Genomic DNA, 22,404 nt, shown 5'->3' with positions numbered 1-22,404 from the left:
CGCTAACGTCAACCTCCTTGTGTGTCACCATTGTGTCGACCACCATTCAAATGGCAACAAATCGGCCTGCTCTTCCCGCAAGCCGGGTCCGGGTCTTTAACTTTCCAGAGGAGGAAGTCAGTATGACCAAGAGGATTGCACTGGTTACGGGTGGCATGGGCGGCCTGGGAGAGGCTATTTCCATCCGCTTGCATGATGCGGGCCATACGGTGCTGGTAACCCATTCGCCGGGCAACACCAAAGTCCAGGAATGGCTGGCAACCATGGCAGCGGGCGGTCGCGAGATGAATGCATACGAAGTCGATGTGGCGGACTTCGATAGCTGCCAGGCATGCATGGCGAAGATCCTGGGCGAAGTGGGCCACGTCGATATCCTGGTGAACAACGCCGGCATCACGCGTGACATGGCCTTCAAGAAAATGGGCAAGCCTGACTGGGATGCGGTACTGAGGACCGACCTCGACTCCGTATTCAATGTCACCAAGCCGCTCTGCGAGGGCATGGTGGAGCGCGGCTGGGGCCGCATCATCAACATCTCGTCGGTCAACGGCTCCAAAGGCGCCTTTGGCCAGACCAACTATTCCGCCGCAAAGGCTGGCATGCATGGATTCACCAAGGCGCTGGCCCTGGAGGTCGCCAGGAAGGGCGTGACAGTCAATACGGTGTCGCCGGGCTATCTGGCCACCAAGATGGTGATGGCCGTGCCGAAAGACGTCATGGACAGCAAAATCCTGCCCCAGATTCCGATGGGCCGTCTCGGCAGGCCCGAAGAGGTAGCAGGACTGGTGGCCTTCCTTTGCTCGGAAGATGCGGCCTACCTGACGGGGGCAAATCTCGCCATAAACGGCGGGCAGCATATGGACTGAAGCCTGCATGGGTGCCTCCTGGGGCGGCTTGCCCTCTCCCGGCACGCTGCGCACTGGCATCGTCCGACCGAAATCCGGGCTGGCCGGCTGAATGCGGCCGTCCGACCGCCGTGCAGATGCGGCGTGCGAAGGCGCCAGCCGCTTACTTGCAATACAGGTAAAATCAAAATATTTGCATCTCAGGTAATTTGCATTTACCTGTAATTCAACTAAAATGGTTTTACCCGAATTTCAGGTATTTCAAATGATGCAAGTGCTCTCGACGCCATCTCAGCTAGGTCAGGTCTTGCGTTCGGCACGCCGGGCGAAGAAGCTCACGCAAGGCCAGGCCGCCACCAGACTGGGTCTCAGCCAAAGCCGGCTGTCAGCCTTGGAACTGGAACCTGAAGCCATCTCCGCGGAACAACTGCTGGCTCTGGTGAGCCTTTACGGGCTGGAATTACTCATCCAGTCGAAGGGCCCGGCCCCGACATCCGAAGAAACGGAGTGGTAACGACCGTGGGAAGAAAGTCACACACTCGGGCGCTGTCCCTCTGGGCCAATGGTCTTCGGGTTGGCACCTGGCGCATCCCGCCACACGGTCCAATGGAGCTCCAGTACGACGAAGACTGGATGCGATCTGCCGCCGGCCGTCCCTTGTCCCTGTCATTACCGTTTGGCGTTGACAACTCTCCCTTGAAGGGAGCCCGAGTCCGAAACTACTTTGACAACCTCCTGCCAGATAACGACAACATCCGCAGGCGGCTCGCCACCAGGTTTCAGACCGGTTCCACCGACGCTTTCGACCTGCTGGAAGCCATTGGACGCGATTGCGTTGGCGCTGTCCAACTCCTCAGGGAAGATGAGGCTCCTCAGAATGTCGACCGGATTGAAGGCATCCCGCTATCCGATGCCGACATCGAAAAGCTGCTTGAGAATACGGTTACTACAACGGGGCCTGGAACGGTCAGGGAAGACGAGGATTTCCGCATCTCCATTGCGGGCGCCCAGGAAAAGACCGCCCTGCTCTATCACGAAGGAAGGTGGCTGCTGCCGCATGGCGCAACGCCTACCACGCATATCTTGAAGCTGCCGCTCGGCCTGGTCGGCAACCGCAAGGCGGACTTGACGACTTCGGTGGAGAACGAATGGCTTTGCATGCAGCTGGTCAAGGCGTTCGGACTCCCGGTGCCCGACTGCGAAATACTGACCTTCGGCAAGCAGAAAGTGTTCGTCGTCAAGCGGTTTGACCGACAGCTACATCGCAGCGGCCAGTGGATCATGCGGTTGCCGCAGGAGGACTTCTGCCAGGCCCTCGGCGTACCTCCCCATCTGAAATACGAAGCAGAAGGCGGCCCGGGGATGGCCGACATTGCGAGAATTCTCCGGCAATCGCAGACGCCCGAGCGGGACCTCGAGACCTTCCTGGCAGCACAAATCCTGTTCTGGATGCTGGCCGCGACTGACGGACATGCCAAGAACTTCAGCATCCATATGCTGTCGGCGGGGCGCTACAACCTGACGCCACTCTACGATATCTTGTCTGCCTGGCCCATTATCGGCGATGGGCCCAATTGCATCTCTTACCATAAAGCCAAGCTTGCCATGGCAGTCGATGGCAAGAACCGCCACTATCACCTGAAAGACATTCGGCGCCGCCATTTCAACGCCATGGCCCACAGGTGTTATGCGGGCGAAACTGCAGAGCCAATCCTTCGCGATTTAATTGCGCAAGTTCCCTCGGTTATTTCGAGCGTAGCAGGACAGCTCCCTGCTGGATTCCCGGCTCGGGTCTCCGACCGAATTTTCGAAGGCCTTCAGGCATCGGCGAAGCGTCTGGAAGACATGGAATCTGTCGTGGTGAGGTGACGGCAATCGGCAATTCCGGCAGATATGCCTGTGAAACGCCGGACATTGTCATCACCTTCCTACGATCAATGCCTGGATCCCGCGGCCACCACTCCCGCCTTCGAGTACTGCAACAGCACACCCGACGACGCGACCGCAGCAGCAGTCAGCGGCAGGCGATCCGCCCGCTGCGTCGCGACGAATGACTTGCCATCATCCGCGCTCGTCAGGAGGACGCCGTCCAGCGCCGTGGCAAACACTTTGCCATCCTGCTCGCGAAACGCGGTCACGGAGCTCTTGGCGGGACTGGCCGCCGGCTTCCAGCTGGCGCCGGCATCGTCGCTTCGGTAGATCGTTCCCTTCAGTCCCCCAACCAGCAAAGCGCCGCTCTTCAGGTACGTGCCGGCCCAGAACGAACCCTGGTACCCGGTCTCGACATAAGTCCACGTTGCGCCATCATCAACGGAGCGCAGGATTCGACCGCGCTCCGCCGCCACGAGCAGTGCACCGGGGCCGCCGGCGAAGACCGCGTAGAGATTGGCATCGGCGCCCTTCTGTGCGGCCGGATGCGGGAGTTCGACCTGCGTCCATGTCTTGCCACCGTCCTCGGTCCGCAGCATCAGCGACCACAGGCCGACCGCCACGCCGTGCATCGTATCCCGGAAGTAGACCGAAAAGAGCGGCTGGTCGATCTTAGTGTCGAGCCGCTGCGTCTGCCACGTGCGGCCTCCGTCGGCCGTGTGCAGGATCGCTCCCCAATGGCCGACGGCCCAGCCCTGCTGCGGATCGGCGAAATGCACCGCGTTCAACGTAGCCCGCAGCGGCACCTTGTCGGCCTGCCGGTATGACTTCCCGTCATCGTCTGACAGCAGCACGATGCCGTGCTCCCCCACCGTGACGACGCGACTGCCGGCGTTGGCCGCGCCCAGGACGGACGCCCTGGTCGCGTGGCTGGCCGCCTCGGCGGGTTGGGTGAATGGCTGCGCAGCGTCGGCGGCGCTTGCGGCAGGGGCGCCCATCGCACCGGCCAGGGCAAGCGCCAGTACCGGGCAGGTCAGCAGTTTCGAGACGTTCATTTGCAGCACCTCAATGACTCAGCACACCGGGCGCCCGGACCGGTTTCCTGCGCGGGAAGATCATTTCCTGCACCACCGCCAGGGCCGGCAGCGCTGTCATCGCCATGACCAGGTTGACGATGAACATGAAGGCAAGCAGCTTACCCATGTCCGCCTGGAATTTCAGGGCAGAGAAAGACCACGTCGCCACCCCGATCGCCAGCGTGATGGCGGTAAAGATCGTGGCCACGCCAACTTCCTGGATGGCCTTCTCCAGCGCGGCCGTGATCTGCACGCCGTTCGCGAGATGCAGTTGCAGGCGGTTGTAGATATAGAAGGCGTAGTCCACGCCGATCCCCACGGCTAGCACCATCACGGGCAGCGTCGCCACGGTCAGGCCGATCTGCAGTTCCTTCATGAACCAGTATCCGATGAAGGTGCCGACGGTCAGCGGCACGCAACAGGCAATCATGGCGCGGAAATCGCGGTACGCCACGAACACGAGGATCAGGATCGCCGCGTAGACGTACAGCATCATCGGCAGCTCGGACTTCTCCACCTCGTCGTTGATGGCCGCCAGCACGCCCGCATTGCCGGCCGCGAAGCGGACGGTCACGCCGGTCGTCTCGTGGGTCTTGCGGAACTCGCGGGCGGCATGCAGCACGCCCTCGATGGTGGTCGCCTTGTGGTCCTTCAGGAACAGGTGGACGGCGGTCATGCTGCAGTCCTTGCTCATGTACCCATGCACACGACCGATCTCGGCGCTCAGCGCGGCGTAATTGCCGGCGTCGATGGGCACCACGGCCATCTTCGGGTTGCCCTCGTTGTAGCCCTCGCTGTAGGTCTTGAGCTGCGTCGAGTAGGACGAAATCGACGCCACGCCATCGGCCTTGCCCATCGCCCACACGAACTCGTCCTGCAGCATGCCGACATTGACGTTCCCGCAGGAGTCGGCCGGCGCCTCGAAGACGACGGTCAGCCAGTCCAGACCTACGTCATAGGACGATGAGATCGCCACGGCATCTCGGTTGAAGCGCGCATCCTCGCGCAGTTCCGGTGCGCCCGGCTGCAGTGTGCCAATCACGCGGTCACGGCTTTCCCAGGCGGCGACACCAAAGACTACGGCGGTCACAAGCAACGCAATGACGGCATTGCGGCGCTCGGCCACGCGCGCCAGCGAGCGCAACCACACGGCGCGCTGCTCGCGCTTTTCCATCGCCCTGGCCGCGTATGCCTTTTCGAAATGGAAGTACGACGCCGCAACCGGCAGCATCACGAGGTTGGTGATGATCTTGTACCCGACGCCGATCGACGCCGTGATCGCCAGTTCGCGCACCATCGGGATCGGGATCAGGATCAGCGTGACGAACGACACCAGCGCGGTCACCAGCGCCAGCGTGCCCGGCACCAGCAGCCCGCTGAAGCTCGCGCGGGCGGCCTCCATCGAACTCCTGCCGTGGGATAGTTCGCGCACGATGAAATTGATCTGCTGCACGCCGTGCGACACCCCGATCGCGAAGACCAGGAATGGCACCAGCACCCCCAGCGGGTCCAGCCCGAAGCCCAGCAGCCGCAGCGTGCCGAACTGCCACACCAACGACGTCAGCGAGCAGACGATCGGCAGGATGGTGAAGCGCAGCGAGTGGCAGTACCAGTACACCGCCAGCGCGGTCAGGACCAGCGCGATGCTGCAGAAGACCAGTACGCCTTCGGCGCCGTCGGCGATGTCGCCGATCTGCTTGGCAAAGCCGATGATCTGGACTTCGAAGTCCTTGTTCTCGAACTTCGAGCGGATTTGATTTTCGAGCAGCCGGTTGTACGCGATGTAGTCGAGCTGCTTGCCGTCGCGGTCCACCTCCACCAGTTCGGCCGTGATCATGCCGCTGGCCTGGTCGCGCGAGACCAGCGTGCCGACGAAGCCGCCCTGGCTCGCGGCGCGCTGGATGCTGGCGATGGTGTCCGGCGTCAGCTTCTCCGGCGTGATGGTACCGTCGATCAGCGGGTCGGCACGGAAGCCGTCTTCCGTGATCTCGTTGACGAAGCTGTTGGGCGTCCAGACCGACTGGACGCCGAGGCGATCCACGTTCGACAGGTTCTGCACGGCCTGTGTGACCTCATAGAGCCGGCCAAGCCCCTCTTTCGTCCAGATCGTGCCGTGGCGCGCCTTGACGACGACGGTAAGCCGGTTCGCGCCCAGCAGTTCGTCGCGATACTGCTGGAACGTCCTGATGTACTCGTGGCCGATCGGCATCTGCTTCTCGAAGCCGGCCTCCATGCGCAACTGCGACGCAAAGAATGCCATCGCCAGTGTGAACAGGCCGATGACGCCCAGCGTGATGTTTCTATGGCGGAAGACGATCCGCTCCAGCCATCCAGTCATTCTTGACAACACTTGCTTCCCCTTTGCAAAGGCGAGAATCCCGCGCATCCATTCCCGGGCTGAGGCGCGCTCCCCTCCCCGGGCCATGCCCCGGACGACCTTCAGGTAAACCAGTCAGGCCGCCCGAATCCTCCTCAGAAGTTCCTCGAAATGAACGCGCCGAAGAAATCCCGGTCAGCCAGCGGCTGATCGAACGTCGATGCGCCCTTGAAGAACATCGCGTAGTTGATGCCGGCCTGCCACGACGCCGGGTTCTTGTTGAACTGCACGTAGAGGTTCAGCGACTTGGCGCCCTGCATGTAATTCGAGCTGAAGCTCGGCGTGCGGCCGTTGACCGCCTGGAAGTAGGTGGCGCCCGGCGTCACCTGCCAGCCCGGCAGCAAGGTACCGTCGTAGGTCCAGTTGAAGTCGACGGTGTAGCCCCACGAGAACGACGTGCCCTGGCCGACGGCGATGGTCTGACCATTGGCGTCCGCGCCGGTCCACGTCCAGTAGCCGGCGGCCGGCACCTGCGTGACCGCCGTGCCGTCCGCAGCGGTGCGGTTGATGCGCGTGCCGGAGCCAATGCCCGGGTACTTCACGAACACCACTTCGGCGAGGAAGGTCGCGGTGTCGGCACCTAGCAGCTTCAGGAACGGCTTGTGGTCGCTTGGCGTCAGGCTTAGTAAGCCGGTCAGGTGAAGCTGGAATTTCTTCTTGTCGATCCAGGCGTCGCAGGTGGAGGCCGGCGACGCATTCGTGTTCGCGTCGGTCGGACCGCCCTGCCCGTAGCAGGCAGACAACGACACCGCATCATGCGGGCGATAGGAAAGCTCGGTACCGAAGGCCCAGTTGCCGACCGGCATGTTGGCGCTGATGCCATACAGCTTGCGGTCTTCCAGGTACTTCCAGCGTGCCGCCGAGCCATTGTCCGTGAACTGCAGGACTGGCGTCTTGTCGTGGTAGTTCAGCATGTAGAAGCCGAAATCGGCCTCAACCCCGGCAGGCTTATAGTGCATCGAAATGCCATATTGCCCCTGGCTTCGTGCCTTCACGTCGCCACCGATCGGTACTGCGAAGCCAGGCTGCTGTCCCGTGCGCGCCGCCGCGGCCGGGTCCAGGCCGCCAACGTTGAAGTTGTTCGGGTCGAGGTAGACCGCCTGGCGGCCCTTGTCGAACGTGTCGGCCACCGAGAAGTAAGTGCCGACCGGCGGGAAGCGGTACTGGTTCCAGCCGAACTGGTAGTAGGCTTCCATGTTCAGGCCGTGCCCGAGGCCCGACGCAAAGCTCAGCATCGGCGCCGGCAGGACCGCTTCCTTCAGTTGCGTGCCCGGCATGGAAAGGCGGTTCAGGTCATAGCCGTTAGTGGCGTTGATGCCGCCCAGGGCGAACACGCTTTCACCCCAGTTGATGACCTGGTTGCCCAGGCGCCAGCGGGCGCGCTGCTCGCCGATCTCGAACTCCTTGCTCACCCACAGGTCAAGCAGGCGCGGATCGCTCACGACCTGGGAGCGTGCGTCGCTGGACAGCCCGGTGCGCTGGGTGTTGGCCGCGGCAAAGTCATAGAGATAGCTGACCCGGCCCATGAAGCGGTATTGATCGGGCAGGCTCAGCAGCAGTTCGCTCGTTCCCTTCAGGTACGCGGAAAACAGCTGGCCGCGCTTGTAGTTCAGGTTGCCGTCGTCGCCGTTCGCCCACTGCCCCGTGTTCACATTGCCCCCGCAGTACGAGGGATCGCCGATCATCGAGCAGGACTGGCTTCCGGCCCGCATCCCGAGACCCGCGGTGATTGTTGTATCGAACGCCCCACTGATTGATTCGCCTTCGAACGTAAAGGCAAACGACGGCTGGGACGCCAGCGCGCACACCGCCGCGGCGATGGCGCTGATTTTGGCGGCTCGCATGATTCCTCCATCCTAAGTTGGACAAGATTGAAAACGCTGGACGCGTTTCCGGGCGTTTCGTGGCGGCGCGCCCCGTTTTTTATTCATCGTCGCCGCCACGCCCTTTGTTTTTCTGGTTACTGCCGCATTGACTGCTGCAGTTGCCCTCCTGGGCAGGCCCTACCGTTCGCTGATGGCGCGCAGGTTTTCGCCGGTGTAGAAGCTGTCCTTGAAGCGGACGTCGGTGGTCTGCGGGAACCAGCGGATGTCCTTGCTCGATCCGAACGGATGCAGGTCGAACACATAGCGCCCATCGGTCAGGTCATACTGGACAAACGGCAGCACGTCGCAGCTGCCGGTCTCGAAGACCGGCGTCACGTAGCCTTCGCGCAGCTTCCACAGCTTGCCCTGCGTGTCGTAGTCCTCGGCAACCAGGATGTTCCAGCTATCCTCGTCCACATAGAACGTGCGCTTCGGCGAGATATGGCGGGTGCCGGACTTGACCGTGGCCTCGATGACCCACACGCGATGCAGTTCGTAGCGGCGGAAGTCCGGGCTGACGAAGTTCTCGCCAAGCACGTCGTGCAGCTTGGCGGCCGGGTCGAACATGTTCACGTTGTTGTACGGAACATAGATCTCCTTTTTTCCGGCCAGCTTCCAGTCGAAGCGCTCGATGGTGCCGTTGAACAGCAGCGGCTGGTCCATCGTGTACTGGTTCTCGAAGCCAATCTGCGGCGCGTCATAGGCATATGACGGCATGCGGCGCACGCGGCGCTGGCCCGGGAAGTAGTAGAAGGTTTCGCTGACCTTGTCGGTATAGACCGTCTGCACCAGGCCCTGGCCGGCCAGTGCGGTCGGCGCCTTGTAGGCGTAGTACGTGAAGTACTCGACCGGCGGCAGGTCGGACAGGTTCTTGCTGCCCTTGGCACCCCACGGGAAGTACAGCGTCTGCACCGAGACGGCCTCGATCCAGTCCGTGCTGCCCTTGCGCGGCGACACCGCGGTCGTGTTCGATGGCAGCTCGACACCCACGCCGCGATAGCGCATCTTGAAGTTCCACATCACTTCGGCGCCGCTCTTCGGCATCGGGAACGGCGTGCCCGGCAGCGTCGCCTGCGCCAGGCTCCAGCCATCCGCACCGAGCTTGGCGGTGCCCACGTTCTTCTTCGTGTTCTCGACGACGAAGTCGGGCGCGCTGCAACTCCGGTGCGTCGGATACACGTCCATGCGGTATCCCTTGGTCTGCTTGATAAAGGCGACCTGGCCCGGGGTCAGCTTGTCGGCGAACTTGTCCACGTTGCCGGCGTCGATCGACACCTGCGGCTTCTCGCCCTTGTACTTCCAGAAGTCGGCGCGCTTCTTGCCGTAGCTCCAGCCGTGGCCGACGTCGCCCGGCGCCCAGGCCGGGACCAGGCCGTCCTTGCTGGCCGCCTTCTCTCCGCCCAGCGAAGTCAGGTCGTTGCCCAGCCGCTCGGCTTCCTGCGCGGACGCGCATTGAATCGTGGTGGCGCCGATGGCCAGCAGGCTGGCCAATGCGATCGAAAGGCGTTGTCTCATCGAAAGTCTCCTGCCTTGATTAGTTAATGCCGATTGATGTAAAGAACTCCGTTTGCCGAATGGCGATCACCTGACGTCCTGACCCGCGTCCCGCAATCCCTGGATGACCCGCTCGCGTGCCCTCGGGATGTCGACCGGCGCCGCTGCGCGCAGCCGGTGGACTTCGCCTGCCGTGTATGGCGCCGCGCCCTGTGGCATCTCTGTCTTGCTGAAGTTGTCGAGCATCCACGCCAGTACTTCGGTCACCTCCTGGTCCGAGAGCGGCGCGTTGGCCGTCCCCGGCACCTGCACGAGGAACGCCCGCCCTTGCGGCGTATGGAGGAACTTGCCGATCGACCCGCGCAGGTCCGGTATCCCGCTTGCCTCGTTGCCCGCGCCGTCCGTCAGATGGCAACCGGCGCAGCGCAGCATGTAGTTCTGCTTGCCGAACTCGGCGCCAAAGGCGGCAAGCGGGACAAGCGTTGTCGCCGCGAGCAGAAGAGGCCAAGGGAAACGCATCGCTACTCCCCGAGCAGCGTCTTGCGCAGCCCGTAGACCTGTGCGGGCTTCATCGGGCTCGTGCGTGCCTTGGACACGTCAGCCGCCTCCACCGCAAATCCCGCCGCGCCCGGGTTCAGTTCGCCAGACAGGTAGGTCATGACCGCGGCCAGCTCGGCGTCCGACATCGCGCCTTGCGGCGGCATGATGCCGTTGTAAACCTGCCCGTCCACGCGCAGCGTGCCGGACATGCCCGACAGGAGCAGGTGCGTCAGGTAATCCTTGCCCTGCGCCCCGCCAAGCTGCTTGTCCAGGCTGCCTGCCAGTGGCGGCGCCAGGCCCGGGATGCCCGCGCCACGTTCGCCGTGGCAGGCCATGCAGGCGGACTTGAATACGGTTTCCCCCGCGCTCTCGGCGTGGACGGAAGCCGCGCCGGGCAACGCGAAGGCCAGCGCGAGCAGCAAAGAAGTCGGCTTCATCGACATTTACCTCGCCTCCGCCACGCCCATCGATACCACCACCGTGCAGTGGTACGAGGTGCTGTTGGTATGCGCCATGCACCAGTTCACGTCGTTGTGCTCGCCCATGCGGTACCCGGGCTTGTCGCCGATGTTGTTGTTGCACGCGCAACGGCCGCAGGGCGTGCCGCCGCAGCAGTCGTTGTAGCTGATCAGGTAGTCCTTGCCGTCCTTCGGGTTGTGGCAGGTGCCGATCCATGCCACCTTCGACGCCTCCGTGCCAGGCGGGCAGGAATTGATGGTGCCGCCGCAGCAGGTGCAGAGAAAGCCGTCGATGGCGCAGTAGCGCCAGTACTCGCAGGCGGTGTCGTCCTGCACGCTGCCTTTGGCGCCGCCGCCGTGGCCAGCCGCATGGGCGTTAGTACGGTCAAAGGGCAGGACGGGCAGCGTGATCGCCGAGCCGAGCGCAAGCTTGCCCAGCCTCGTGAGGGCGGAACGCCGGGAAGTCCGGTGCGCCACGCCACGCGAGAGATTTTCGAAGAGCCGGTCGAACACGTTCATGTCAGTGCGCCCCCACCGCGTGCCCGTGTTCGTGCGCCGGTTCCCGGACCGTCAGGAAGTCCTGCACCGATGCCACGCCAAGTTCACGCGCGGTAAAGAGGCTCTCGAACTGTTCCCGCGAGTTCACCAGGCCCTTGGCCTGCACGGTGCCGGCCTCGCCGATCAGCACGGCGTAGGGCAACTTCGAGACGCGCCAGGTCATGCCCAGTTCGTGCGACAGTACATACGGGAACGCTTGCAGGCCTGCGCGCCGGACAAACTCGAGGTGTTCCGGCTGCTCGCCGTCCGAGGCCAGCACCACGCGCAGCCAGCCGCTTTCCCGCTGGGCGATGCGCTTCACGATGGGCAGCAGCTTCTTGCAGACCGGACAGGTCGGCGAGACGAAGAACAGCAGCGTGGCCGATTTTCCGGCCTGCCCGAACGGCGAGCCGATCTGCAGGTCCTCGCCAGCCAGCGTGCGGTACACATTCGCCGGGGCGCGGTCGCCGACCTTGGGACCGTCATCCATCATCAGCGCCCCCATGGGCGCCACGCGCTCGTAGAGCACGCCGATCTGCCGCGTGAGCGCAACGCAGATGGCCAGCACTGCCAGGAGCAGGATCCAGAGTAAGACGTGTGAAATGAGGAGTGAATCGCTCATGGGTGTTGCCTCGCGGTGTTGGATACAGGACTGTTGGGACTGTTGGGACTGTTGGCGATGAGTTGGGTGAAGGCCACGTGGACGCCCAGAAGGCTCATGGCACCCCCCGCAATGGAGAGGTTGTCGAACAGGGACAGCGCACGCCCGGCGGGCACGGCGGTCAGGCCGGCGGCAACCAGGATCAGCACTGTGTTGCGCGCCAGGATCGGCCAGGACAGGCGCGAAGACCCCTGCGCCACGCCGCAGCCGCAGTCGATATCGACATTGCCGCGCGCGAGGTTGATGCCGACCGCCAGCGTGACGATGCCGAGGAAGCCGACCGGCACCCAGGCGCCCCCGCTTACGGACAGCAGTTGCAGCGAGAGCACGCCGCTGACCGCTTCGAGGGCAACCACCAGCATGGCGGCGGCTTTGACGGCGGCATCGGGAATCAGGCGATAGGCGGCGATCGTGCCGGTGAACTCCTCGAATGCCATCGCCTTCAACGTGGCGCCGACGAGGAACAGCAGGGCCAGGAACGTGCGTCCCACGCCGTGCGCCACCGGATCGCAGATCAGGTCGAGGCTCATTGGACCCCCAGGCTCACCGGAACTTCGACCAGCCCGTCCATGCGGGCCAGCGGCTTGCCGCGCCCGTTCGGATCGAGGCTCACCACGCCGGCCCTGGCACCGTCCAGCACGAACAGCCTCGGCCGCTCACCCCGGCTGACTGCAAGCGCCATCGCGTTATTGCCTGGCAGGCGACTGACCAGCTTTTGCGCTGACAAGTCGTATACCCAGATCTCCTTCGCCGGACTCTTCTGCGTGCCATTCGCGCCCTTCGGATGCATGGCGACGTAGAGACGGCCGGATCCTGCGTGCAGCGCGATCGGGTGGTAGCCGCCCGGGCGCCAGCCACCCTTCACGTCGGCCGGCTTCGTCACGAGATTCCACGGCTCGCCGAACGTGGCGACCTCACCCGCGAGATTTACCGGGTGGACAACGCCGTGGTAGCTGACGAAGTAGTACTGGTCGCCGGTATTCGCACTGGAAATGAAGACCGGATCCTTGTCGGGATCGAAGAACTTCCTGCTTTTCTGCTGCGATACCGCCTTGCCTTCGGCGTCGAGCGTGACGGTCAGCAGTGTGCCGTCGCCGCACAATGTCGAGAAGCGGTTGGGTGCGCTCATCGACGGCGCGATCGACCAGCAGCCCGGCGTAGGCACCTCGCCGATGAAGGTGTGGTTGCGCACGTCGACGACCGAAACCGAGGTCGCCGGGGTCGCGTTCTGCACCAGGACAAAGTGGCCGTCCGAAGTGGCGTGCATCAGGTCGCGATATGGCAGCGACTGCGCATGCTTGGGCGGGATGCGGATCTCGGCCTTGCGCTTCAGGGTCAGCGCGTCGAGGACCTCGATCTGGTCGAGACGGTCCCCGCGGTTGAGCTTCGAGTAGTACTGCGTGGCGATATAGATCTCGCTGCGATCCGGCGACAGGGTGGTCAGCCCCATGCCGCCGGTGGCGAACACGCTCAGCACGCGCATCTTGTCGCCGTCCACGATAACGAGGCGCGAATCCGCGAGATGGGACAAAGCAGCGTCCTGCAGATACAGGCGGTACGGGTTGCCGGGCGCAAGGACCTCTGTGGTCAGCGTCTCGGGCTCAGCGTGCGCGGACATCACGATGGCTGCGCACGCACACCCCATGAGAGCCTGGCACACGCGCCGGATGGGACTGGTAGTACGGGTCTTCAAGTTGGGGCTCCACGGATCGGCTCTGCTGTGCTGTGCTGTGCTGATGCATTCAGGTGCAATGCCGACTTCTGTTTCGTCATCACAAGTCTATGGATGGCGCTATCGCATCGTTATCCGTTTTCCGCATTTCTGCGTGCACTGTTTGCGTGCGTCCTGCGCAGGCGTGCCGCACGCTTCGCAGGCGCTGTGGCGCGAAATGCAACGCGTTGCCTCGATTTCTGTTGCATGGGTCTTTCCCGGATTGCTGGCACTGCATTTGCTACGTATAAAGTCGTCATGATGGGCCGTTTGCAAGCGCATCCAATGCGCGGAAAAACATGAACCACCGATTTGAAGAGATACGCGCTGAGCGCAACGGCATGAGTACCCATGCGACCATCCGCTCGGTCGTCACCAATGACGTGCATGAGCAGGCCTCAGGCCTTGCGGAGTGGGGCCAGCACTACGAGCAGTTGAGCGCGGGCAGGTTCGACGGCGCCGTGACGGAGATCCGCTTCCTCGATACGCAGATCTACGGGGAGCGCTCCAACCAGTCCGTCCATATGACCGGCGATGGCATCCCAGGCACGCGGAATTTCACGATTCCCTACGACATGAGCGGCTCCGGTTCGTTTCACGGGCACCCGCTCACCGACGATTCCCTGCTGATGTTCGCTTACGGCGACAGCCTCGATTGCCGGACCCCGCGGGAACTGCGTCTTGCCGGGGTCTCCTTTGATACGGGCGTACTTGCAGAGCACCTGGAAAGCACATCGCGCGACGATGTCGTGCATCGGCTGACGGGCAAGCACATGGTGCCGGCCGAGCGCGGCGCCATCGGCCGCATGCGTCTGCTGATCGTGTCCATGCTCGCCACGCTGGCCGGCGATCCCGTGCTGCTGGAAGACGAGGCGATCCAGCGGAACCTGCAGAGCTCGCTGCTGGACAACGTCTCGATGCTGCTCGCCACATCGGAAGAGCTGCCGCCGGTGCCGGCGTCGTACAGTGCGCGGCGCGCCATCGTCGAGCGCACGAAGAACTATGTCATGGCCAATATCGGCGAGTCGCTCACGATTGCCGATCTGTGCCGGGCCGCTGCCGTGAGCCGACGCAACCTGGAGTACTGCTTCAACGAGGTCCTGGCGCAGAGCCCGGCGCAATACCTGCGCACGGTGCGCCTGAACGGCGTGCGGCGCGAGTTGCGCAAGGAAGAAGCCAGCAATGTTCAGAGCGTGGCGGCGCGCTGGGGCTTCTGGCACATGAGCCGTTTCGCCCAGTCCTACCACGCCATGTTCGGCGAACTGCCCTCGGAAACCCTGCGCGAAAAAAGGACGGTGCGCGTCTCCGCGTGAGTCCGCGGCCACCGCGCACCGGCTTTCCGGCTGCCTTTCAGGCCGGTTTCAACGTTCCCTTCCCGCCAGATATGCCTCGACAGCCGTGCACGCGTATTCGATCAGCACCGGCGTAAGGTTCCTCGCCGTCTCCGTTTCCTTCTTCTCATGGACCCAGCCAAGATAGGTCGTTCCCCGCGCGGCCATGAACAGCGGCAATCGCGTCAGGTCGGACTCGGGCAGCGGCCTGTGGGTCCGGTAGCCGCGCAGGAAAGCTTCGAGTGCGACGTTGAAATCAGACTTGTCACGAACGAAGTAGAGGGACGTCGCCAGGTCGAACAGATGCCAGCCGAACCCGGCGTCGTCGAAGTCGATCACGCGGATGCGGTCCCCCTCCACCATCAGGTTTTCCGGCACCAGGTCCGCGTGGATCAGGCCAAAATTGCCGCTGTTCTTGCCGTACGCGACCAGATCACTCTTGATCGCGATCTGCGCTGTTTCAAGCAGTGCTCGCTGCAACGGGCTTAGCTGCTCCAGCTCCCAGAAGCGTCCCCACAGCGGATCCGGCCCTGCCAGCCCCTCTTCGCACCATTGATGCCGGACGAAGCCCGCGGGCGGACGCCATGCGCTGCTGTGGTTGTGCATCCGCGCCGAAATCTGGCCGAGGATGAAGTAGCAGGCCGCCACGGCGTCATCGCCGACCTGCAGGCCGGATTCGAGCGCTCCAAGCTGCCGCCCTTCGACCCACTCCAGCACATCGACCTGGCGGCCTTCCGGCAGGTCAGTCGTGCAGATCCTTTCGAACAGCTTGCCCTCGCGCGATGGGATCACGCGCGGGACCTCGATGCCGGATGCCGTCAATGCCCGCATCCAGTCGAATTCGGACTGCAGGGCATCGTCCGAGTGGTAGCCGCCGCGATGCACGCGCAGCACCACCCGTCCGCCGCCCCGAAGCCCGACGCGAAAGACGGCGTTCTCCCGGATCTTGATCGGCGCGATCTCGGCATGGTCGAGATCCCATCGGCCAAGCGCCTGCACAGCGAGGCGCTGCAAGACATGCGGGTCTTCACCCGCTTGCTGCGAACTGGTCACTGGCATCCCCTCAGAGGCTGCCGAGCACGGCGTCGAGCGTGTCGAGCAACTGGTCGGCGTGCGCGGTCGAGAACGGCATGGGCGGGCGGATCTTCAGGATGTTGTCGTGCAGGCCGATGCGGCTGATCAGCACGCGCCGGCGGCACATCTCGCTGACCACGTGTTTCGCCACCGCCGTCGCCGGCTGCTTGCCCTGCTTGTCCTGCACCAACTCCAGCGCGAAGAACAGGCCGCTGCCGCGCGCATCGCCCACGATCTCGTGCTTCGCCCGGAGCCTGCGCAGACCGTTGAGCACGTAGTTCCCGACAATGCGGGCATTTTCCTGCAGCCCTTCCTCTTCCAGGACGTCGAGTACCGCCATCCCTGCCGCGCAGGACACCGGGTTTCCGCCGAACGTGTTGAAGTACATCGGGTTCCGGTCGGTGAACTGCGATACCAGCGCCTCGCGCGCCACCACCGCGGCCAGCGGGTGACCGTTGCCCATCGGCTTGCCCATTGTCACGATGTCCGGAACGACGCCAAATCGCTGATGCCCCCAGAAATGCGTTCCGAAGCGGCCGAACCCGCCCTGCACTTCGTCGCTGATGAAGACGCCGCCGGCACGGCGGACCTTCTCCACGGCGCGGGCGATGTACCCGGCCGGAATATCCGGCAGGCCTTCGCACGACAGCCCCGAGCACAGCAGCAGACCGGCCACGCCGACGTCATCCGCGTGGAATTCGTCGATCGCTCGCTGGATTTCCCGCGCGTAGGCGATCGCGAGATCCTCCTCGCTCGAATCGCCGCGCTCGCGGTACGGGTCGATGACGGGAATGGTCTTCACGTAGCGCCCGCGCTGTTCGGCCGTCGACAGGAATGAACTGATCTGCACGACCGCTGCGGTGTTGCCGTGATACGAGTGCGCGGTGCAGATGACGCCCATCCTGCCCGTGGTTTCGCGGGCCATCCGCAGCGCGAGTTCATTGGCCTCGCTGCCCGTGCAGCAGAACATCACCCGCGACAGCGCCGGATCGAACTTGTCCAGCAGGCGCTCGCCATATCGCACGACGTTTTCGTGCAGATAACGCGTGCTCGTGTTCAGCTGGCTTGCCTGCTCCGTGATCGCCTGCACCACGCGCGGGTGGCAATGGCCCACGTGCGGCACGTTGTTGTAGGCGTCGAGATAGCGGTTGCCGCCCGCGTCGAACAGCCAGACCCCATCGCCACGGACGAGGTGCAACGGCTTGTCATAGAACAGCGGCGAGTTCTTGCCCAGCACGGCAAACCGGCGTTGCAGCAGCGCCTCATTTCCCATCGTTTTTTCCCTCCGACAATGCAAGTTCAGTTAGGCCTGCGCAGCAGCGCCGCGTGCCGCAGCACCGGCAGGCCGATAGACATCCAGCTGAGGACAAACAGGCCGACCCCGACCCAGATCACGTGCGCGTATCCGCCCTCGGGAATCACCGCCGCCGCCAGCGCCGGGCCAATGGCAAGGCCGATCATCTGCATGGCCGTGGCCCCGAGCACTACCCTGCCGCGCCGGTCGAAGCCGGCCATTGCGGAGAGCAGCGTCGGGTGCGTCATGTTCCAGAAGAAGTTGTAGACGCAGACCACCACGCCAAACGTCGGGTACGACGTCTTGCCGACCAACAGGAGCAGGCACAGCGAACCACCGAGCATGCCGAGCGTGAGCGCGCTCAGCCGCCCGATCCTCGCGCCTGCCATGCCGGCGAACAGGGCCCCCAGCACGCCGGCGAACTGCGATACGGTCAGGGCGTTCGCCACCTGCTGCTCGGGCAACCCGTCCGCCGTGCCCATCAGGAACAAATACGCCCAGACCACGCCCTGCGCGCAGAAGTAGAGCAGCATCGCCATCAACGCGAGCAGCTTCATCCCCCCGGACAGCTCCACTGCATCGGCATCGATGGCTGCCGCGGTTTCCCCGCCCTCCGGCAAATGCCGGACGAATGGCAGGACGGTGAGCGGAAAGACCGCAAACAGGTAGAGCAGCAGCTTCAGGCCGCCGACGGCATACACCGTCGGCACGGCCCACAAGCCGGCCGCCCCGTATACCAGGACCCACATGATCAGGTAGCCGAAGTTCCGGTCCGGATTGCTGGTCAGGCCGACGGCCGCGAAGCTCAGCGACACCAGGCCGCCCGCGCCGACGCCCACCAGGAACCGGAGCAGCAGGAACAGGTTGTGACCAGTGACGAAGGCCGAGCCGGCATTGCCGGCGGCCATCATCAGCACCGACCACACCATCACCGCGCGCCAGTTCAGCCGATGCGCCACGAACGACAGGCAGATCGTACTGAATGCGAGCCCCCAGACTTCCACCGAGGCGGCATAGCCCGCGCTGGCTTCGTCGAAGCCGAGATAGCGGACGAACCCCTGTACGACCGCAGGCTGGACGATGAACACTTCCGGACCGACGACGCCAGCGAGGATCGCCGCCCACAGCCGGGCCCTGGAAGTCACGGCACTGCCCGGCAACGCGCGGACACTGCCCTCGGTGGTGAAGTCTGTGGTGGTCATGGCGCGTTGCCGGTCGCTGGCTCAGTACGCGAAGCAGACTGACTTCGTCTCGGTATAGGCGTCGATGATCGCCTTGCCGTGCTCGCGGCCAACGCCCGACGACTTGAAGCCGCCGAACGGCATAGCCGGATCGACCATGTTGTGCGAGTTGACCCACACGGTGCCAGCCTCGATACGGTCGACCACCTGCAGCGCCCTGTCGAGCTGATTCGTCCAGACGCTGGCGCCCAGGCCGTACTCGCTGGAGTTGGCGGCCGCGATCACTTCGTCCAGGTCGTCGTACGGCATGGCCACCAGCACCGGACCGAAGACCTCGTCGCGAACCAGCGACAGCGGCTTGCAGTGCTCGTTCGCCACCACCGTCGGCTTGACGAAGTAGCCATCGCCCGGCACGGCGCCGCCGCCCGAGACGATTTCGCCCCCCTGAGCGCGGCCTTCGGCAATCATGCCAACGACCCTGTCGCGATGGCGGGCCGACACCAGCGGCCCCATCTGCGTGCGCTCGTCGAAACCGGAGCCGAGCACGAGGCTGTCAGCCACCGCCGCGATGCCGCCGACGATCTCGCTGAACTTCGCGCGGGGCACATACAGGCGCGAGCCGGCGGTGCACACCTGGCCGTGGTTGAAGAAGATGGCGTTGGCCGCGCCCTCGATCGCCTTGCGCGGATCGCAGTCATCGAGCACGATGACGGGACTCTTGCCACCGAGTTCGAGCGATACGCGCTTGATATCCTGCCCGCACTGCGCACCTATGATGCGGCCGACCTCGGTCGAGCCGGTGAAGGTGACCTTGCTCACGTCCGGGTGGCGCACCAGCGCCGCGCCGGCGGTCTCGCCACGGCCGGTCACCACGTTCAGCACGCCTTTCGGGAAGCCGGCTTCGTGCGCCAGCTCGGCGAGGCGGATGGCCGTCAGCGGCGTTTCCTCGGCGGGCTTGAGCACGACAGTGCAACCACAGGCCAGGGCCGGCGCAATCTTCCACACCGCCATCAGCAGCGGAAAATTCCACGGCACGATCGCGGCGACGACGCCAGCCGGCACGCGGCGCGTGGACGCCTGGTAGCGCACGCCCGGCGGAAATGCCAGCGACAAGTCGATGGTGCTGCCCTCGATCTTGGTCGCCCAGCCGGCCATATAGCGCAGCCACTGCGCACTGCCACCCACTTCCAGCATCTTTGAGAAACCGAACAGCTTGCCCTGGTTCAGGGTTTCCAGCGCGGCGAGTTCGTCGCAGTGCGCTTCCACGAGGTCGGCGAGCTTCAGCAGCAGATGCTCGCGCTGGGCCGGGGGCATGCGCCGCCACGCATCCGACTCGAAAGCGCGCCTGGCCGCGCCAACCGCCGCAGCGACATCCTCGCTTTCTCCATCAGCCACCTGCGCGATTTCCGCGCCCGACGAAGGATCGTAGACAGCAAAGGTCTTACCGCTGTGCGCGCTGACCAGTTGTCCGTCGATGAACATCTGGGTATGGATATTTGCAAGCAGTTGCCGGATCTGCATTTCAACTCCTGATCTGTCCGGTATTCATACCGGCGCTTGAGAGACAAGACGGGGTGAAGCGCCAGCCGCGCGGTAGCACGGCTGGCACCTGATAGAAGTGGACTATCGGGTTCAGGCGGCGCGCTTCCCGGCCGAGCCTGTGTGTGCGAACATGATCACCACGAATGCGCCGAGCACGAGTACCACTGCCGCGTACAGCAGCCCTGACGTGAAGCTGCTGGTGACATCGCGCAGGTATCCGACGATCACCGCGTTCAGGGCCGCGCCGACGATGCCGGCGGCGTTGATGAACGCAATGCCGATGGCGCGATGATTCGCAGACATCACGAGGTCGGGCAGCGTCCAGAAAACCGTCATGGACGCATACGCACCGGCCGATGCCGCGCACAGGCCGGCAAGCTTGACCAGCGGGTCGGCGGCGAACGATGTGAGTGCCCAGCCGGCGCCGGCGAACAGCATCGGCAGCGCAACGTGCCAGCGGCGCTCCTGGTGCTTGTCGGAACGGCGGCCCCACACGACCATCGCGGCGATGGTGACAACGTGCGGCACGGCGGTCAGCATGCCGATGGCGAGATCGCTGCTGCCCTGGTTAAAGCTCTTGACGATCTGCGGTACCCAGGTGCTGATCATCCCTAGCGTGTTGACCAGCAGGAAGTAGGCAACGGCCAGTTTCATCACTGGCAGCGAGAACAGTGCCTGCGCCAACGACACCTCATTCCCCTCCACCTTCCGGACCGGGCTGCCGGCGGTATCCCTTTCCATCATCGCTGCCAGCCGCGCGCGCTCGGCGGGTGTCAGCCACTTCGCCTTTGCGGGTGTGTCATCCAGATATAGCCAGACCGCGATGCCAAGCAATGCCGAAGGCAGCCCTTCCAGCATGAACAGCCATTGCCAGCCGTGCAGCCCGTGCAAGCCGTCGAGCTTCAGCAGGTAGCCAGAAACGATGGCGCCGACTGCCGACGTGACCGGCATCGCGATCATGAAGAAGGCGTTGGCACGCGCGCGGTGCGCCGCGGGGAACCAGAACGTCATGTACAGCAGCACGCCGGGCAGGAAGCCTGCCTCGGTGATGCCGACCAGGACGCGCAGCACGTAGAGGCTGTTGGCATCCCACGCGAACATCGTCGCCGTGGAGGCGAGCCCCCACGCCACCATGATGCTGGCGATCCAGCGGCGCGCGCCGAGCTTGCCGAGCATGATGTTGCTCGGAATCCCGAACAGGATGTAGGCGCCGTAGAACACGGTGGACGCCAGGCCGAAGGCCGTGGCCGACAGGCCGAGGTCGCGCCCCATGGTCAGTCCCGCGAACCCGATGTTGATGCGGTCGAGGAACGAGAACACGAACAGCACGAACAGGAAGCCGATCAGCCGCCGGTAGATCTTCCCGACGACGGCTTCGTCCGCCGCGGCGTCCGCGGCATGGACGTCGGCAAAGTGCTCGCCCGCCTGGGGCGGCGATACGGCCGGGGCTGGCATGGCATCGATCATCAGATCGCGATCTGGTCTCATGATTGTCTCCTTTCTCTTCTGTGGATGGCCGGCGCGACGACTGCGGTGGGCTGATGCCTCTGTCAGACCGCTGTGCTGTGCGGTTCAGTGTCGCGCTGTGTCAGGGCGCCTAGCGCCCCAGCGCCTTGGCGGTCTGGCCGCCGATGGCGTAGTCGGTCCTGGGCACGTCGAGGAACATCACCCGGACCGAGGAACGGTCCACGCCCAGCGAATTGACAGCGGCGTCGGTAACCTCGGTGATGAAGGCCTCCTTCTGCTGCTGCGTACGGCCCTCGATCAGGTAAATCTGCATGACTGGCACTGCGTCTCTCCTTCTGCGGTTCGGTGGTTCTGGACTTCCGTTGTCTACGGTTGGAATCCCAGTGCAGGGTATGACGTACCGCGAGCGGGCGATATTGGGTCGCGTTCGGGCTCGACTGAGGATTCCGACGGGGGTGTGTAGGTATTTCCTTTAGGTCGCCCTGAAAGGGCTCATGACCGAGCCACCCGCGTGGGGCACTCCTGTAAAGAAATGCGCCCATGTGCCTGGGCGCTTATTTCGGCGCAAGCGCGGGCGGCGGACGCTATCGCGATCGCTGGACCCGGTGGAAGTCGCGGTTGAAATACACCAGACCGCCCCCCTCCTCGTTCACTGCGATGCGGTCGAGCGTGACGAAGACGACCGAGTGCGATCCCACCTCCTTGCAGTCGCTTATGGTGCCTTGCAGCTTGACGATGGCGTCGCGCAGGGCCGGCTGGTCGGCATCGCAATGGTCCCAGATATCCCAGGCGAAGCGGTCCTCCATCGGCACCTTGGTCATGCCGGAAAAGTGCCTGGCAAGTTCCTCCTGCTCGCTGCTCAACACATTGACGCAGAGGCGGCCATTGCGCTGGAAAATGCCGTGCGACGCACTGCCGCGGTTGACGCAGACCAGGATCGTCGGCGGCGAGTCGGTCACCGAGCACACGGCGCTGGCGGTGATGCCGCACCGGCCCGCGTCACCTTGCGTGGTGACGATATTGACCCCTGCGGGCAAGTGCGCCATGGCCTGGCGGAATTCGGTTTGATTGACGGCGTTCAT

Annotated in this window: 21 protein-coding genes; 4 read left to right on the top strand and 17 right to left on the bottom strand. The window is 64.1% G+C overall.

The features are described 5' to 3' along the window. Positions 1-122: 122 nt before the first annotated feature. The 3 genes from phbB (at position 123) to CupriaWKF_RS26865 (ending at position 2,714) form a co-directional block, all read left to right on the top strand. Positions 123-866, top strand: a complete 744-nt coding sequence (phbB, locus tag CupriaWKF_RS26875) for an acetoacetyl-CoA reductase (protein WP_276103223.1) — start codon at positions 123-125, stop codon at positions 864-866. 244 nt (positions 867-1,110) lie between these two features. Beyond that, positions 1,111-1,359 (top strand): helix-turn-helix transcriptional regulator, encoded by a 249-nt coding sequence (locus CupriaWKF_RS26870; RefSeq protein WP_276101470.1) that lies wholly within the window; start codon positions 1,111-1,113, stop codon positions 1,357-1,359. Positions 1,360-1,364: 5 nt separating this feature from the next. After that, entirely contained in the window at positions 1,365-2,714 is a 1,350-nt protein-coding gene (locus CupriaWKF_RS26865; protein ID WP_276103222.1) for a type II toxin-antitoxin system HipA family toxin, read from the top strand. Positions 2,715-2,779: 65 nt separating this feature from the next. Here the strand turns inward: CupriaWKF_RS26865 and CupriaWKF_RS26860 are convergent, their stop codons facing one another. The 10 genes from CupriaWKF_RS26860 to CupriaWKF_RS26815 form a co-directional block, all read right to left on the bottom strand. Beyond that, complete coding sequence (locus tag CupriaWKF_RS26860) at positions 2,780-3,769, bottom strand: YCF48-related protein (protein WP_276101469.1); 990 nt, start codon at positions 3,767-3,769, stop codon at positions 2,780-2,782. 10 nt (positions 3,770-3,779) lie between these two features. Continuing rightward, complete coding sequence (locus CupriaWKF_RS26855; RefSeq protein WP_276101468.1) at positions 3,780-6,140, bottom strand: MMPL family transporter; 2,361 nt, start codon at positions 6,138-6,140, stop codon at positions 3,780-3,782. A gap of 122 nt (positions 6,141-6,262) precedes the next feature. Further along, positions 6,263-8,011 carry a DUF1302 domain-containing protein gene (locus tag CupriaWKF_RS26850; protein ID WP_276101467.1) on the bottom strand — a complete coding sequence of 583 codons (1,749 nt, stop codon included), beginning with the start codon at positions 8,009-8,011 and terminating at the stop codon, positions 6,263-6,265. Between the two features lie 159 nt (positions 8,012-8,170). Then, the gene (locus CupriaWKF_RS26845; protein ID WP_276101466.1) at positions 8,171-9,547 is read right to left on the bottom strand and encodes a DUF1329 domain-containing protein; all 1,377 of its coding nucleotides are present in this window, start codon (positions 9,545-9,547) and stop codon (positions 8,171-8,173) included. Between the two features lie 66 nt (positions 9,548-9,613). After that, the gene (locus CupriaWKF_RS26840; protein ID WP_276101465.1) at positions 9,614-10,045 is read right to left on the bottom strand and encodes a cytochrome c; all 432 of its coding nucleotides are present in this window, start codon (positions 10,043-10,045) and stop codon (positions 9,614-9,616) included. A 2-nt stretch (positions 10,046-10,047) separates the two neighbouring features. Further along, entirely contained in the window at positions 10,048-10,503 is a 456-nt protein-coding gene (locus CupriaWKF_RS26835) for a cytochrome c (RefSeq protein ID WP_276101464.1), read from the bottom strand. A gap of 6 nt (positions 10,504-10,509) precedes the next feature. Further along, positions 10,510-11,043 carry a methylamine dehydrogenase light chain gene (locus CupriaWKF_RS26830; RefSeq protein ID WP_276101463.1) on the bottom strand — a complete coding sequence of 178 codons (534 nt, stop codon included), beginning with the start codon at positions 11,041-11,043 and terminating at the stop codon, positions 10,510-10,512. 1 nt (position 11,044) lies between these two features. Further along, positions 11,045-11,683 (bottom strand): methylamine dehydrogenase accessory protein MauD, encoded by a 639-nt coding sequence (mauD, locus tag CupriaWKF_RS26825; protein ID WP_276101462.1) that lies wholly within the window; start codon positions 11,681-11,683, stop codon positions 11,045-11,047. Then, positions 11,680-12,252, bottom strand: a complete 573-nt coding sequence (locus CupriaWKF_RS26820; RefSeq protein WP_276101461.1) for a MauE/DoxX family redox-associated membrane protein — start codon at positions 12,250-12,252, stop codon at positions 11,680-11,682. Before CupriaWKF_RS26820 ends, mauD begins: the two co-directional genes overlap by 4 nt. Continuing rightward, positions 12,249-13,340, bottom strand: a complete 1,092-nt coding sequence (locus tag CupriaWKF_RS26815; RefSeq protein ID WP_276101460.1) for an amine dehydrogenase large subunit — start codon at positions 13,338-13,340, stop codon at positions 12,249-12,251. Before CupriaWKF_RS26815 ends, CupriaWKF_RS26820 begins: the two co-directional genes overlap by 4 nt. Positions 13,341-13,732: 392 nt before the next feature. Between CupriaWKF_RS26815 and CupriaWKF_RS26810 the strand changes: the two genes are divergently transcribed. Continuing rightward, positions 13,733-14,746, top strand: coding sequence for a helix-turn-helix domain-containing protein (locus CupriaWKF_RS26810; RefSeq protein ID WP_276101459.1), 1,014 nt, complete (start codon positions 13,733-13,735; stop codon positions 14,744-14,746). Between the two features lie 48 nt (positions 14,747-14,794). Here CupriaWKF_RS26810 and CupriaWKF_RS26805 read toward each other — a convergent pair whose 3' ends face one another. From CupriaWKF_RS26805 to hpaC, 7 genes are all read right to left on the bottom strand, one after another. Continuing rightward, a complete protein-coding gene (locus CupriaWKF_RS26805) occupies positions 14,795-15,763 on the bottom strand; it encodes a phosphotransferase (RefSeq protein WP_276101458.1) in 969 nt (322 codons plus the stop codon). Positions 15,764-15,827: 64 nt separating this feature from the next. Next, positions 15,828-17,111 (bottom strand): aminotransferase class III-fold pyridoxal phosphate-dependent enzyme, encoded by a 1,284-nt coding sequence (locus CupriaWKF_RS26800; RefSeq protein WP_276101457.1) that lies wholly within the window; start codon positions 17,109-17,111, stop codon positions 15,828-15,830. 26 nt (positions 17,112-17,137) lie between these two features. After that, a complete protein-coding gene (locus tag CupriaWKF_RS26795) occupies positions 17,138-18,334 on the bottom strand; it encodes an MFS transporter (RefSeq protein ID WP_276101456.1) in 1,197 nt (398 codons plus the stop codon). A gap of 21 nt (positions 18,335-18,355) precedes the next feature. Further along, positions 18,356-19,834, bottom strand: coding sequence for a phenylacetaldehyde dehydrogenase StyD (styD, locus tag CupriaWKF_RS26790; protein WP_276101455.1), 1,479 nt, complete (start codon positions 19,832-19,834; stop codon positions 18,356-18,358). A gap of 111 nt (positions 19,835-19,945) precedes the next feature. Next, the gene (locus CupriaWKF_RS26785) at positions 19,946-21,343 is read right to left on the bottom strand and encodes an MFS transporter (protein ID WP_276101454.1); all 1,398 of its coding nucleotides are present in this window, start codon (positions 21,341-21,343) and stop codon (positions 19,946-19,948) included. A gap of 109 nt (positions 21,344-21,452) precedes the next feature. Continuing rightward, complete coding sequence (locus CupriaWKF_RS26780; protein WP_346348629.1) at positions 21,453-21,635, bottom strand: tautomerase family protein; 183 nt, start codon at positions 21,633-21,635, stop codon at positions 21,453-21,455. 271 nt (positions 21,636-21,906) lie between these two features. Then, the gene (hpaC, locus tag CupriaWKF_RS26775) at positions 21,907-22,404 is read right to left on the bottom strand and encodes a 4-hydroxyphenylacetate 3-monooxygenase, reductase component (protein WP_276101452.1); all 498 of its coding nucleotides are present in this window, start codon (positions 22,402-22,404) and stop codon (positions 21,907-21,909) included.

The sequence above is a fragment of the Cupriavidus sp. WKF15 genome, from assembly GCF_029278605.1.
Classification (GTDB): Bacteria; Pseudomonadota; Gammaproteobacteria; order Burkholderiales; family Burkholderiaceae; genus Cupriavidus.
This window is presented reverse-complemented; position numbering and strand designations above follow the sequence as displayed.